Consider the following 12,579-nt stretch of genomic DNA (forward strand, 5'->3'; position numbering starts at 1 on the left):
TCAGTGAATGGCCCCGGTCATCACACCGCGGATCAATCCAAACGCAATCAACCACATGGTAACGCCAATGATCACATCAAGCGCGCGCCACGACGATGGTTTTTGCATGATGGGCGCCAACAGCCGCGCGCCATAACCCAATGAAAAGAAAAACACAAAGCTGGATGTAATTGCACCGGCGCCAAACCAAAGACGCTCTGCCCAACTGTCATAAGAGGTCGAAATCGCGCCGATCAAACCCAGCGTATCCAGATAGACATGCGGATTGAGCCAGGTAAACGCCGCGGCAATGGCGAGGGTGGCCCGTAAGGATCGAGACTGGCCGGCCAGCTCCATTTTATAGTGACCTTTGAGAGCCGCTTTAAAGCGTAAAGCGCCGTAAACAATCAAAAATCCGGCGCCAGAAAGCCCCATGACAATCGGCAACGCGGGCAGAGCCGTGACCAAAGCCCCAAAACCCAAAACACCGGCGGCAATCAGCACCGCATCTGACAGCGCACAAAAGAGCGTCAGTGCAAAGACATGTTTGCGCAACAGCCCTTGCCGCAGCACAAACGCGTTCTGCGCGCCAATTGCCAAAATCAGCGAAAATCCTGTGGCAAACCCTGTCGCAGCAGCAATCATTTATCTGTAATTCCAATGGGTTGTGATGGGTCTTTTGCATTTGGATAAACCAAGCCGGCCGAGATCACCAATTTCGCGCAATCTTCCACCGACATGTCCAGCTTGATCACCGAATGACGGGGGACAAACAACAAAAAGCCGGATGTCGGGTTTGGCGTTGTTGGTAAAAAGACCGAGATAATATCCTCATCCGCCGGGATTTTTGCGTCAATCTCGCCTTTGGCTTTGGTCGAGATAAACGCAATGGCCCAAATGCCCTTTCGCGGATATTCCACCAGACAAGCGGTGTCGAATTTCGCTTCGTTGGATTGGTTGAACACAGTTTCTGCGATTTGTTTCAAGCCGTTATAAAGCGATCTGACCACAGGCATCCGGTCGACCAACCGTTCACCCCAAGCCAGAAAAGATCGCCCAATTAACCCTTTGGCAATCCAACCCACAAATACCGTAAAGACCAAAAAGACCACAACGCCAAGGCCGCGCACATTCACCCGCACGTTTTCGCCAAAGATCATCTTGAACCATGCGCTGTCGCCGAAAAACCGGTCAATCAGCGCGTCTGGGTGGTAATAGCCCGGCACAAACGGCAACACCCAACTGTCGATCCAGCCCACAAAGGTCCAGATCATCCACATGGTCAGGGCGATCGGCACAACCACAACCAACCCCGCAAGGAAGTTGTTGCGAAGACCGGACAGCATGCGCCAGCGGCTGCGGTGGGGGTGATCGTCCATGAGATACCTTTGTGGATTGCCTTAACGGAACTTAGGGGCTTTGTGCGCCGGGTCAATAGCGTGTTGGTGGTTTGTCAGTGGGTTAGAGCGTTTCGGATTTAACTTGAGGTTACCAGCAACACCTAACACATTGAAATCTTTGATTTCAGGCAGCGTTAGATGTTTCAGATTTAAGTCGAAACGCTTTAACCAGCCTTACCCCTTATTTGTGAAAGAACCGGCAATTTTTGCGGCCAAAGAGGCATTGTTTTTCACCAAAGCGATATTGGCCACCAATGACCGTCCCGCGGTGGCTTTATACATCGCATCAAGCAGAAAGGGCGTGACCTCTTTGGCGGTGATGCGTTCGGCTTCGGATTTCACCAAAGCGTCTTCGATCACGGGCATAATCTCTTCCCGCGGGATTTCGGCCTCCATTGGGATCGGATTGGCGATCAACTGACCACCGGGCAGACCCATCGCGCTGCGCACCTCTTGGGCGCGTGCAATGGCGGCTGGATCATCCAGACGCAAAGGCGAGGGCAACCCTGAGCTGCGCGACCAAAAGGCGGGCATTTCGTCCTGCCCATAGGTGATCACGGGCACACCCAGCGTTTCAAGCACTTCGAGCGTTTTGGGGATATCCAAGATCGCCTTGGCCCCGGCGGCCACCACAGTGACCGGCGTGGTTGAAAATTCGCGCAAATCAGCAGAGATATCAAAGGTTTCCTCGGCCCCGCGATGCACGCCACCAATGCCACCCGTGGCAAACACACGAATGCCCGCCAGATGTGCTGCGATCATCGTGGCGGCAACCGTTGTGGCGCCATATCCGCCGGACGCAATGCACACCGGCATATCCGCGCGAGAGACTTTGGCGACGTTCTTGGCCTGTGCCAGCTCATTCAATTCCGCGTCCGTCAGCCCCACATGTAATTGGCCGTTCAGGATCGCGATGGTCGCGGGGGTTGCCCCGCCTTCGCGCACCACGGCCTCAACCTCGCGCGCGGTGTCAACATTTTGCGGAAACGGCATGCCGTGGGTGATGATGGTGCTTTCCAGCGCGACAATCGGCGTGCCGTCGATGCGGGCTTTGGCAACTTCGGGGCTATAGGTGATGGGGAATGTCATACATCTTCTCCTGAGACATATTTCGCCGCGATTTTCTGCGCGGTGATAAGGGCATTTTCGGGCGATTGGCCGTCGCGTTCAGCGGCGATATGGGCCGCCATAAACGTGTCACCGGCGCCAGTGATGCGGCGCACGCGGATCGACGGGCAGGGGGCGGTGATCACACCGCGATCCATATGCCCCTCGGCGCAAAGATTGCCACCATCGGTCACGACAACCCGCGTGGCGCCCGCGTCTAACAAGGCATGTGCGCCCATCGCGGCGGTTTCGGGGGTGCTGTCGGTCAACAGCCCGGCTTCTTCAAGGTTCACATAAAGCGTGGCACCGGCATGCCCCATCAAGGGGCGCAAACGACGCGCTTTTCCGGGGCTGGCGGGGGCGACACGCAAATCAGCACGGGCAAAACTGGGCCGATCCGCAATCTCCGTCAGCAAATCCACGGTCAGATTGCCATCAAGCGCAATGATCCCGGTGTAAGGCGTATCGGCACTTCCTAAGGTGCCGTCTTCAAGCGGGGTCAGGATCGCATCTCCTGCCGCCTCAAGCGAATGGGCATCGGCAAGGGCCGCAACCAGCCCGGCGGGGCCTTCGATCGCCATATAACTGTCGGTGGGCAAATCGGGCGAGCGGTAAACATACTCTGTCACCATACCCATTTCACGGGCACGAAACATCAGCTCATCGCCTTCGTGATCATGGCCAATGGCGGTGATCAGCGCAGGTTTCAACCCAAAGCGCGAAAAGGTCATGGCAATATTCATCGCCACACCGCCGGGCAAACGGGAAATCCGCCCGGGCTGATCCGATCCAATGTGCATTTCGATATTGGTGCGTCCGATCACGTCCCACAGGACTGATCCAATACAAAGAATGGCATGTGTCATTGTTTCTCTTTGCCGATGTTTGCGTTAAAGGACAAGACGAAGTGATGGGACCAAGGCAAGATTTATGACGCGCCGATCCTGACGTCGCGCATGAAGCACACCCACAATTGCAGTTCTTTTGTAAATAGCCCTTGCAACACCACCATCCCCCCGATATACGCGCGCCATTAATCCACAGGCGGAGTGCGGGCCTATGGGGGAGAAATCCTCATGTGTCCACCGGTTGAAGGGACCCCCCTTTGATACATTCCGCCAAGGTTGAAACCGGAAAAGGAAATGAACATGGCTCTGCCTGATTTCACACTCCGTCAGCTCTTGGAAGCTGGCGTACACTTTGGTCACCAAACACAACGCTGGAACCCACGTATGGGTCCGTACATCTATGGTGAGCGTAACGGCATTCACATCTTTGACCTGACACAGACTGTTCCTATGCTGGATCAGGCTTTGACAGCTATTCGTGAAACTGTTGCCAAGGGCGGCCGCGTGCTGTTCGTTGGGACCAAGCGTCAAGCCGCTGGCGCCATTGCAGACGCCGCAGAGCGTTCGGCACAATATTACATGAACCACCGCTGGCTCGGTGGCACGCTGACCAACTGGCAGACCGTGTCTAAATCGATCCAACGCCTGAAAGAATTCGACGAAAAGCTTGCTTCTGGCGCCGAAGGCATGACCAAGAAAGAACGTCTTGGCATGGAACGTGAGCAGACAAAACTGCAAGCGTCTTTGGGCGGCATCCGCGAAATGGGCGGCGTTCCTGACCTTATCTTCGTCATCGACGTGAAAAAAGAATCCCTGGCCATCGCCGAAGCCAACAAACTGGGCATCCCAGTTGTGGCTGTTGTCGACACCAACTGCCCACCAGAAGGCGTTGACTATGTGATCCCTGGCAACGATGACGCAGCACGCGCCATTGCGCTTTACACCGATCTGGCGGCCCGCGCGGCTCTGGACGGTATGTCGGCCCAACTGGGTGCGGCTGGCGTTGACCTGGGCGAGCTGGAAAGCGGCATGACTGAAGAAGCTGTTGCAGAAGAAGCAACCGCTGAAGCAGCCCCTGCAGAAGCCTAAACACGATTAGAAGACGGGCAGGGTGCGTCCCTGCCTGTCTCATCGTTCGGCAGAGGTCTGGCATTTCGTCCGGATGACCTGTCACAGATTTGATACCGGCATGGGCTAGGCCCGGCTGGAATTTCCCCAAGGAGAGTTAAGATGGCAATCACTGCTGCACTCGTAAAAGAACTGCGCGAATCCACCGGCGTTGGCATGATGGACGCGAAAAAAGCCCTGGTTGAAACCGATGGCGACATGGAGGCGGCGCAAGATTGGCTGCGCACCAAAGGTTTGGCCAAAGCGGCCAAAAAGGCGGGCCGTACCGCTGCTGAAGGTCTGGTTGCTGTGGCTGTTGCCGGCGGCAAGGGTATCGCTGTTGAAGTGAACTCGGAAACTGACTTTGTTGGCAAAAATGCTGAATTCCAAGAGATGGTTGGCGGTATCGCCAAAGCCGCTTTGGGTGTGTCGGACGTGGACGCGCTGGCCGCGGCTGATTTGGGTGGCAAGCCTGTGTCTGTTGTGATCACCGACAAGATCGCCACCATTGGCGAAAACATGTCGCTGCGCCGGATGGCGTCTGTCGAAGGCGAAACCGTTGTAAGCTATGTGCACAACGCGGCCGCTGACGGCATGGGCAAAATCGGTGTTCTCGTTGCGATGAACGGCGGCAATGAAGCGTTTGGCAAACAGGTTGCAATGCACATTGCGGCGGCCAACCCACAGTCGTTGAACGAAGCATCCTTGGACCCGGCCGTTGTTGAAAAAGAACGCACCATCCTGACCGAGCAAGCCCGTGAAAGCGGCAAGCCTGAGAACATCATTGAAAACATGATCAAAGGCCGTATGAAAAAGTTCCTGGCCGAAGTCACCCTTCTGGGCCAAGACTTTGTCATCAACCCGGATCTGACTGTTGAAGCGGCGGCTAAAGAAGCTGGTGCTGAGATTGTTGGCTACATCCGTATGGAAGTTGGCGACGGTATTGAGAAAGAAGAAACAGATTTCGCTGCAGAAGTTGCAGCAGCTGTTCGCGGTTAATTAAACCGCTCAGGGCAGGGGCATCGCGCCCGCGCTTTGAAACATCACTGAAAGGGGTCGGGTTTCCGGCCCCTTTTTCTGTCAGCGCATTTCCAGTTGATATTGTATCGCTGAAAACTGGAAACACTTTCGGATCACAGCCTGAACAGCGTTCCACATATCAAAGGCCAGAAAAGGGAAGCGGCGCCAACGGGGAGGTCGACGCCGCAAAGAGTATCCGCAGGACTACGGCACCCTTTAAGGGAAGGGTAAAAGACTGGCGCCTTTGGGATCAATACTCCATTAACACCAGCCCCTCGGTTACCCGACAGAATGATACGAGATCTGAAATCACAGCACGTCCACCCCATGTTCCAAACGGCAAAAGCCACCACTCACGGAACAATTGAATTATCGCGATTCTCGAGGCGCTTGGGTAGTGGGGTTTTCCATACCATCGCGACTGACCTCAGCCGATGCTGATTTTATTGCTGTTGTCGCTGCCGGGGAGCAAATAGATCTGATTGAGAAAGGAAGCTTTGGCGACGGCCTGCGCCGTGCTGTCAACGCCAAGCTTTTCACGCGCGATGCGCAGATGCTTTTCGACGGTCGCCGCCGAGACGGACATAATGGTTGCAATGTCCTGCGTGGTTTTCCCATCAGACACCCATTCAAGCGCTTCGCGTTGACGTGGTGTCAAGGGTTGTCGTTGTGTTTCAATAGGAAGCGAGATCATCTTAAGGTGTGTGACATTGGCGAAAACTTCGATATCGCGGCCATGCTCAACCCAGATTTCGTCCACCTCATCCTGATCCATTTCTTTGCGTCCGGTGGCGGCAAGCACACCGCGGGTCCGCGAGGTGGCCGAGGGAAAAGAGATCGTATATCCGGCGGTGACACCCATCTTTCGATTAACACTTAATACAGCCTGTTGCTGATCCCCCATCAGCTCCGCGTTTTCGCGAATCCAACGCCAGGAACATGATCCGGTGTTTTCGGCTGCCCAAATAGCCATGGGGGAATGAAAATACATTTCATCGCTTGTGTAGGAGCGTAAATACTCTGCGTCATGGTTTGACAGCAGCAAGATATCTTCGCGCGGCCCAAAGCTGTTTGGCGTGAAATATCGGGAATACCCATAGATGATGCGATCAAACCCATAGCTTTCGAAGGTCTCGCGCTGGATCTGCCAAACCTGCTGTAGCGTGGCGCAGGCACAGACGTCTTTCAGAAGCTCCAGAAACGACATCGGTCACCCATTCTCGAGATGGGCAAGAAGCGCATCAATGGCGAGCGTGTATCCTACCGCGCCAAACCCGCAAATCTGACCGATGGCTGCCTTTGCGATATATGAGGTGTGGCGAAAGTCTTCTCGCGCGTGAATATTGGACAGATGAAGTTCAACAACCGGCAGTTCAGTCGACACAATTGCATCCATCAACGCAATTGACGTGTGCGTATAGGCACCGGCGTTTAAAATGATCCCGTCATGCACGCCGCGCGCCGCGTGGATCGCATCCACCAGCGCACCTTCGTGGTTGGATTGAAGACACACACAGCGCACATCGCGCGATTTTGCATGGCTGACACACTTGTCTTCAATATCGTTAAGCGTTGTTGTCCCATAGATTTCTGGTTGACGCGTCCCCAGAAGGTTGAGATTTGGGCCATTCAGAACCAAGATCGATGACATATAATTTTCCCTTTTCCCTAGATCAACTCTGCCAAGAAAGCTCGAGTTTGTCGAGGGTCTAGAGCGGGATTAACCGATGCGTCAAAAGGATCGACCGGTGACCGGAATGCTGTGGGTGCTTGATTAACAGCGTTCTGTAAGTGGTTGTTATCATGTATTTTAGACTGACGTTTGACGCGGTTTGTTTGGGGTTAATATTACATAATACTGATTATGCGATTAATATGCCAACCTCAACCTTTGTGCGTATTACGGTGTGCGCCCTTGTTCCTGCCGTGAGATCACCCCAGTGAATACCCGGTCCCGCGGACCGTTCTTAACGGATCATCCCCGCCGACCTTGCACAATGCCTTGCGCAAACGGCCCACATGAACATCGACCGTTCTTGTGTCGACATAGACATCGCGCCCCCAGACACGATCCAAAAGCTGTTCACGGCTCCAGACGCGCCCCGGTTTTTCCATCAAGGTGGTCAGCAGGCGAAATTCGGTTGGGCCCAGTTTGATCGGTTCACCCGCCCGCGTCACACGGTGGCTTTCGCCGTCCAAAATGATGTCGTCAAACGTCAGCTGTTGCCCCACGGCGGCCGGTCGTGTGCGGCGCAATTGCGTGCGAACCCGCGCCATCAGTTCCGACACGGAAAATGGCTTGACGACATAGTCATCCGCGCCGGTTTCCAACCCTCGCACACGGTCCAATTCCTCGGATCGCGCTGACAACATGATCACCGGAATGGGCCGCGTTTCCTTGCGCGACTTCACCTGACGACAAATCTCAATGCCTGACACCCCCGGCAGCATCCAATCCAACAGGATCAAATCCGGCATCACCTCGTCGACCATCAACAGCGCATCATCGCCGTTTTCTGCCATCACCACCTCATACCCTTCGGCATTGAGGTTATAGCGGAGGATTTCACGTTGGGCGGGTTCATCTTCGACCAGTAAAACACAGGGCTTCTGCGCGCTCATGACGTCGCCTCGTCATCCCCACCGGTGGGCAGTTCATAGTTGGGGGCATTGCCTTTTGGGCGCGCCTCATCGGGCATGTCACCGGTCACCAAATAGATCACCTGATCCGCGATGGATGTGATGTGATCCCCCATACGTTCGATGTTTTTCGCGATGAAATGAAGGTGCATACAGCTTGAAATATTGCGCGGGTCTTCCATCATAAAGGTCAGGAATTCGCGAAACAAAGCATTGTACATCTGGTCCACTTCGATGTCGCGATGCCGTACGTCTTGCGCCAGATCCACGTCACGGCGGATATAGGCATCCAGCACATCCGACAGCATTAGCTGCACTTCCATCGCCATGCGTTTGATCGCCCCCGAGGCCCCATCGATGGGCTGCATATGCACCAAAACACTGGTGCGTTTGGCCATGTTTTTCGCGTAATCGCCAACCCGTTCAAGGTTGGCGGCAATGCGCATCACGGTCAGAACAGTGCGAAGATCCGACGCAATTGGTTGGCGCAGGGCCAGCAAACGCGCGCATTCTTCTTGGATCTGTGTGTCCAGGGCATCGATTTTCTTGTCGGCTTTGCGCACGACGTCTGCCAGCTCTTCATCACGGGATTTCAACGACTTGGCGCCGTCACGGATGGCCGTTTCCACCAGCCCGCCCATTTTCATCACATGGGCCTGAATTTCCTCAAGGTCCCGGTCAAAAGCGGATGCGATATGTTGATCAATCATGTGTCTGTCCCCTGCCCTTAACCGATCCGGCCCGTGATATAACTCTCGGTGCGTGGATCTTCGGGATTGGTGAAAATCTTTGTGGTGTCGTCATATTCCACAAGGTTGCCCATGTGGAAAAAAGCGGTTTTTTGGCTGACGCGCGCGGCTTGCTGCATCGAGTGGGTGACAATCACCACAGAAAAGTTTTCGCGCAGCTCGTCGATCAGCTCTTCAACCTGTGCCGTGGCGATGGGATCAAGCGCCGAACACGGCTCATCCATCAGCAAAACCTCAGGCTCGGTCGCAACAGCTCGCGCAATGCACAAACGCTGTTGTTGCCCGCCAGAAAGCCCGGTTCCGGGCGCATGAAGGCGGTCTTTAACCTCGTTCCAAATGGCCCCGCGACGCAAAGATTTCTCAACGATATCATCAAGATCCGCTTTGTTGCGGGCAAGGCCATGAATGCGCGGACCGTAAGCGACATTGTCATAAATCGACTTGGGGAACGGGTTGGGTTTTTGAAACACCATGCCGACTTTTGCGCGCAGCTGTACGGGATCCACCCGACGATCATAAATGTCTTCGCCGTCCAACAGAATGTCGCCCGTGACCCGGCAAATATCAATGGTGTCATTCATCCGATTAAGACAGCGCAGAAAGGTCGATTTCCCGCACCCAGACGGACCGATAAAGGCGGTCACGGTCTTATCCTCAATCTCGACATTCACGTCTTTGATCGCATGGGTGTCGGCGTAATGCACTTGCACGTTTTTGGCTGAGATCTTTGAGGTTTTCATCTCTAAGGCTTTCTCGGTTTTCGTCATATCGTTCATTGTCGTGGTCCTCGTCGTGGTCCATTCTGGGGCCCCATTTCGGTGCGGCCTACCAGCGGCGCTCAAACCGTCGGCGCAGGATGATTGCGATGATATTCATGGTCATGAGGAACAGAAGCAAGATAATGATCCCGCCCCATGCCCGTTCATAATAGGCAGGGTCCGCGCGCTTCGCCCATTCATAGATTTGCGCCGGCATGGCAGAATTGGGGCTGAGGAACCCTTCGATCAGTCCTTCGGGCGGATTGGACGCGATATAGCCCACCATCCCGATCAGCAAAAGCGGCGCGGTTTCGCCAAGCGCTTGCGCCAGACCAATGATGGTTCCGGTCAGAATGCCCGGCATCGCCAGCGGCAGCACATGGTGGAACACGGTTTGCATTTTCGAGGCACCAATCCCCAAAGCCGCTTCGCGGATTGACGGCGGCACAGCCTTCAAGGACGCGCGGGTTGAAATGATGATCGTCGGCAGGGTCATTAAGGTCAGCACCAGCCCCCCTACCAGCGGCGCTGATTGTGGGAAATGGGCAAATTGGATGAACACGGCCAGACCCAAGATCCCAAACACAATCGACGGCACCGCCGCAAGGTTTGAGATGTTCACTTCGATCAGATCCGTGAACCAGTTCTGGCGCGCAAACTCTTCCAGGTAAATCGACGCCGCCACACCGATCGGCAATGCGGCCAGCAGGACGACAATCATCATATAAAAGCTGCCCAACATCGACACGCCGATCCCGGCCTGTTCCGGGCGACTTTCCGAGGCATCCGCGCCGGTGATAAAGGACATATTGAACCCTTTGCGCACAATGCCTGCGTCCCGCAGCGCGTCAATAAGATCCAAATGCACAGGCGTCAGGTTCTTGTCGCGCGCAAGGCTTTCGCGACTGACGCGATCCTTCAGATACCCATCCACACGGGACGAGGCGAGCAGTTTAAACGCCACCGTGTCACCAATACGATCCGGGTTTGCGATGACAAACTCCCGCAGCTGACCGGCCGCACCTGACGACAGCATCTTGCGCAGATCTTTGCCTTTGCGAAACGGGTTCTCCACCCCAATCTCGTCAATCGCGCGCCGGATGGCGTCGTCAATCAGCGGGTTATAACCAAAGGTCGTGACCTTTTTGATCTTGTCCAAATCACGGGTGCCGGATTTGTCCAGTTTCGCCTCTAAAAGCTCCACCTGAAGGGTGAGCGTGGTCTGTTGGAACGCCCCTACCCCTTTGAAAAGGATCGAGGAAATCAGCACCACCAGAAACACAAGGCCAATGGCGATCGCGGTGATGCCATAGGCGCGAAACCGTTTTTCAGACGCATTGCGGCGGGCGGTATTTGCGTCTTGTACGAGCAAAGAATTAACCGGTTTTTGGGGGCGCGCAGCCGTCATGTCGGTCATATCACTCATTCGTATTGCTCCCGGTATTTGCGCACGATCATCAGCGCAACGACGTTCAGCCCAAGGGTCAGGATGAAAAGGGTCATGCCAAGCGCAAAGGCCACCAGGGCTTCGGGGCTGGCAAAATCGGCGTCGCCTGTCAGCTGAGAGACGATCTTGGCGGTCACGGTGGTCATCGCTTCAAAGGGGTTCATCGACAGGCGCGCGGCGGCCCCGGCGCCCATGACCACAATCATGGTTTCGCCAATCGCGCGAGACGCCGCCAGAAGGATCGCCCCCACGATGCCCGGAAGGGCGGCGGGCAAAACCACTTGGCGCACGGTTTCTGATTGCGTGGCCCCCAGTCCGTAAGACCCATCGCGCATGCTTTGCGGCACTGCGTTGATAATGTCGTCCGACAATGAGGACACGAAGGGGATCAGCATAATGCCCATCACCAAACCGGCCGTCATCACCGACCGCGCCCCTTGCATCCAATTCAGCCCATCTGCGCCGAAAAAACCCACAAGCATGGGGCCAACCACCGTCAGGGCAAACAGCCCGTAGACAATGGTGGGGATGCCCGCCAGCACTTCGAGCAGCGGTTTTGCAAAGGCCCGCGTGGTGCGGCTGGCATATTCCGACAGGTAAACAGCGGCGAAAAGCCCGATGGGCACCGCCACCGACAGCGCCACAATCGAGATGTAAATTGTCCCCCACAACAGCGGCAGGATGCCCAGATGCTCGGACCCGCCGCGCCCCTCAGGCGACCACGTCATGCCGAACAAGAAATCCGCCATAGGGAACATGCCAAAGAAGCTGATGGTGTTGAAAATCAACGACAAAATAATTCCCAAAGTGGTGAGAACCGCAATCATTGCGGCCCCAATCAACACAGCCTTAATGCCGTGTTCCACCAAATTGCGCGCCCGCAGATCTCCGTTGGTCATGCGGATGGCGGCGAAAAACCCAGCCAAAGCGACAACCAAAACGATGATCGACATCCACAGCGCCCCTTGCGCCGATTTTGCACGAAACTCTTGGGCTGCGTTCAGCACGTCTTGGGTCACATCCGATCCAAGCGCCACACCAACCGAGCCCAAAAGCCCGCGAATATCAGTGTTGCCCACGTTCATTTCAGACAAGGGGATCTTTTGAACGATCCCTTGCGCCGCAACCGCGTCCAACCCGTGCGCCACGCGTTTCACATCGCTCATGATCAGGTTCAATGCCCCGGCATCCGCATAGCTGTCGTGTGGGATCAGACCGGACACCGCGCTGTTCACCACCATCGGCTGCACCACAACCCAAAGCGCCAAAACCAGCACAGCCGGCACAAAGGCCAGCATCGCCACGTTAAATCCGTAGTAGTTCGGCAAAGAATGCAGTCGGCGGCGATCCCCCTGGACCGAGCGAAGCGCCCTGCCCCGACCGATGACAAATCCGACGGCGGCCAGTGCCAGGATGATCAGAAGAAGAAGTGAAGCAGACATGTGGTGTCTCTTGTGAAAGGCGGATCAATGTGATCCGGGAAAGGGAAAGCGGCGCGAGGAATCCCGCGCCGCCCAGATAAGC

Annotated in this window: 13 protein-coding genes; 2 read left to right on the forward strand and 11 right to left on the reverse strand. The window is 55.5% G+C overall.

From position 1 onward, the window contains the following. The 4 genes from KKW20_RS13095 to KKW20_RS13110 all read right to left on the reverse strand — a co-directional run bounded on the left by KKW20_RS13095 (position 1) and on the right by KKW20_RS13110 (position 3,352). Positions 1-624, reverse strand: a complete 624-nt coding sequence (locus KKW20_RS13095; protein ID WP_214568350.1) for a LysE/ArgO family amino acid transporter — start codon at positions 622-624, stop codon at positions 1-3. Beyond that, positions 621-1,358: a DUF502 domain-containing protein gene (locus KKW20_RS13100; RefSeq protein ID WP_214568351.1), complete on the reverse strand. Its 738-nt coding sequence runs from the start codon at positions 1,356-1,358 to the stop codon at positions 621-623. The genes KKW20_RS13095 and KKW20_RS13100 overlap by 4 nt, the downstream gene beginning before the upstream one ends. Positions 1,359-1,553: 195 nt before the next feature. Beyond that, entirely contained in the window at positions 1,554-2,468 is a 915-nt protein-coding gene (locus KKW20_RS13105) for a pseudouridine-5'-phosphate glycosidase (protein ID WP_214568352.1), read from the reverse strand. Continuing rightward, complete coding sequence (locus KKW20_RS13110) at positions 2,465-3,352, reverse strand: PfkB family carbohydrate kinase (RefSeq protein WP_214568353.1); 888 nt, start codon at positions 3,350-3,352, stop codon at positions 2,465-2,467. The genes KKW20_RS13105 and KKW20_RS13110 overlap by 4 nt, the downstream gene beginning before the upstream one ends. A 282-nt stretch (positions 3,353-3,634) precedes the next feature. Here KKW20_RS13110 and rpsB point away from each other — a divergent pair, with 282 nt between their 5' ends. Further along, positions 3,635-4,423 carry a 30S ribosomal protein S2 gene (gene rpsB, locus KKW20_RS13115; RefSeq protein WP_214568354.1) on the forward strand — a complete coding sequence of 263 codons (789 nt, stop codon included), beginning with the start codon at positions 3,635-3,637 and terminating at the stop codon, positions 4,421-4,423. Positions 4,424-4,564: 141 nt separating this feature from the next. Then, entirely contained in the window at positions 4,565-5,440 is an 876-nt protein-coding gene (tsf, locus tag KKW20_RS13120) for a translation elongation factor Ts (protein ID WP_214568355.1), read from the forward strand. 448 nt (positions 5,441-5,888) lie between these two features. Here tsf and KKW20_RS13125 read toward each other — a convergent pair whose 3' ends face one another. The 7 genes from KKW20_RS13125 to pstC form a co-directional block, all read right to left on the reverse strand. Continuing rightward, positions 5,889-6,668: a helix-turn-helix transcriptional regulator gene (locus tag KKW20_RS13125; RefSeq protein WP_214568356.1), complete on the reverse strand. Its 780-nt coding sequence runs from the start codon at positions 6,666-6,668 to the stop codon at positions 5,889-5,891. Positions 6,669-6,671: 3 nt separating this feature from the next. Then, complete coding sequence (aroQ, locus tag KKW20_RS13130) at positions 6,672-7,112, reverse strand: type II 3-dehydroquinate dehydratase (RefSeq protein ID WP_214568357.1); 441 nt, start codon at positions 7,110-7,112, stop codon at positions 6,672-6,674. A 281-nt stretch (positions 7,113-7,393) separates the two neighbouring features. Beyond that, the gene (gene phoB / locus KKW20_RS13135) at positions 7,394-8,083 is read right to left on the reverse strand and encodes a phosphate regulon transcriptional regulator PhoB (protein ID WP_214568358.1); all 690 of its coding nucleotides are present in this window, start codon (positions 8,081-8,083) and stop codon (positions 7,394-7,396) included. Then, positions 8,080-8,811 carry a phosphate signaling complex protein PhoU gene (gene phoU, locus KKW20_RS13140; RefSeq protein ID WP_214568359.1) on the reverse strand — a complete coding sequence of 244 codons (732 nt, stop codon included), beginning with the start codon at positions 8,809-8,811 and terminating at the stop codon, positions 8,080-8,082. Before phoU ends, phoB begins: the two co-directional genes overlap by 4 nt. 17 nt (positions 8,812-8,828) lie before the next feature. Continuing rightward, the gene (gene pstB / locus KKW20_RS13145) at positions 8,829-9,626 is read right to left on the reverse strand and encodes a phosphate ABC transporter ATP-binding protein PstB (protein ID WP_214568360.1); all 798 of its coding nucleotides are present in this window, start codon (positions 9,624-9,626) and stop codon (positions 8,829-8,831) included. 49 nt (positions 9,627-9,675) lie between these two features. Beyond that, positions 9,676-11,025, reverse strand: coding sequence for a phosphate ABC transporter permease PstA (pstA, locus tag KKW20_RS13150; RefSeq protein WP_425514277.1), 1,350 nt, complete (start codon positions 11,023-11,025; stop codon positions 9,676-9,678). A 5-nt stretch (positions 11,026-11,030) separates the two neighbouring features. Further along, complete coding sequence (pstC, locus tag KKW20_RS13155; RefSeq protein WP_214568362.1) at positions 11,031-12,497, reverse strand: phosphate ABC transporter permease subunit PstC; 1,467 nt, start codon at positions 12,495-12,497, stop codon at positions 11,031-11,033. Positions 12,498-12,579 lie beyond the last annotated feature (82 nt).

Source organism: Aliiroseovarius lamellibrachiae (genome assembly GCF_018599245.1).
GTDB lineage: Bacteria > Pseudomonadota > Alphaproteobacteria > Rhodobacterales > Rhodobacteraceae > Aliiroseovarius > Aliiroseovarius lamellibrachiae.

Bases quoted from the DNA above. Each gene is read 5' to 3' on its own strand.
- KKW20_RS13095 (WP_214568350.1), bottom strand. From the start codon at position 624: ATGATTGCTGCTGCGACAGGGTTTGCCACAGGATTTTCGCTGATTTTG.
- pstB (WP_214568360.1), bottom strand. From the start codon at position 9,626: ATGAACGATATGACGAAAACCGAGAAAGCCTTAGAGATGAAAACCTCA.
- KKW20_RS13105 (WP_214568352.1), bottom strand. From the start codon at position 2,468: ATGACATTCCCCATCACCTATAGCCCCGAAGTTGCCAAAGCCCGCATC.
- KKW20_RS13100 (WP_214568351.1), bottom strand. From the start codon at position 1,358: ATGGACGATCACCCCCACCGCAGCCGCTGGCGCATGCTGTCCGGTCTT.
- KKW20_RS13110 (WP_214568353.1), bottom strand. From the start codon at position 3,352: ATGACACATGCCATTCTTTGTATTGGATCAGTCCTGTGGGACGTGATC.
- pstC (WP_214568362.1), bottom strand. From the start codon at position 12,497: ATGTCTGCTTCACTTCTTCTTCTGATCATCCTGGCACTGGCCGCCGTC.
- phoB (WP_214568358.1), bottom strand. From the start codon at position 8,083: ATGAGCGCGCAGAAGCCCTGTGTTTTACTGGTCGAAGATGAACCCGCC.
- aroQ (WP_214568357.1), bottom strand. From the start codon at position 7,112: ATGTCATCGATCTTGGTTCTGAATGGCCCAAATCTCAACCTTCTGGGG.
- rpsB (WP_214568354.1), top strand. From the start codon at position 3,635: ATGGCTCTGCCTGATTTCACACTCCGTCAGCTCTTGGAAGCTGGCGTA.
- phoU (WP_214568359.1), bottom strand. From the start codon at position 8,811: ATGATTGATCAACATATCGCATCCGCTTTTGACCGGGACCTTGAGGAA.
- pstA (WP_425514277.1), bottom strand. From the start codon at position 11,025: ATGACCGACATGACGGCTGCGCGCCCCCAAAAACCGGTTAATTCTTTG.
- KKW20_RS13125 (WP_214568356.1), bottom strand. From the start codon at position 6,668: ATGTCGTTTCTGGAGCTTCTGAAAGACGTCTGTGCCTGCGCCACGCTA.
- tsf (WP_214568355.1), top strand. From the start codon at position 4,565: ATGGCAATCACTGCTGCACTCGTAAAAGAACTGCGCGAATCCACCGGC.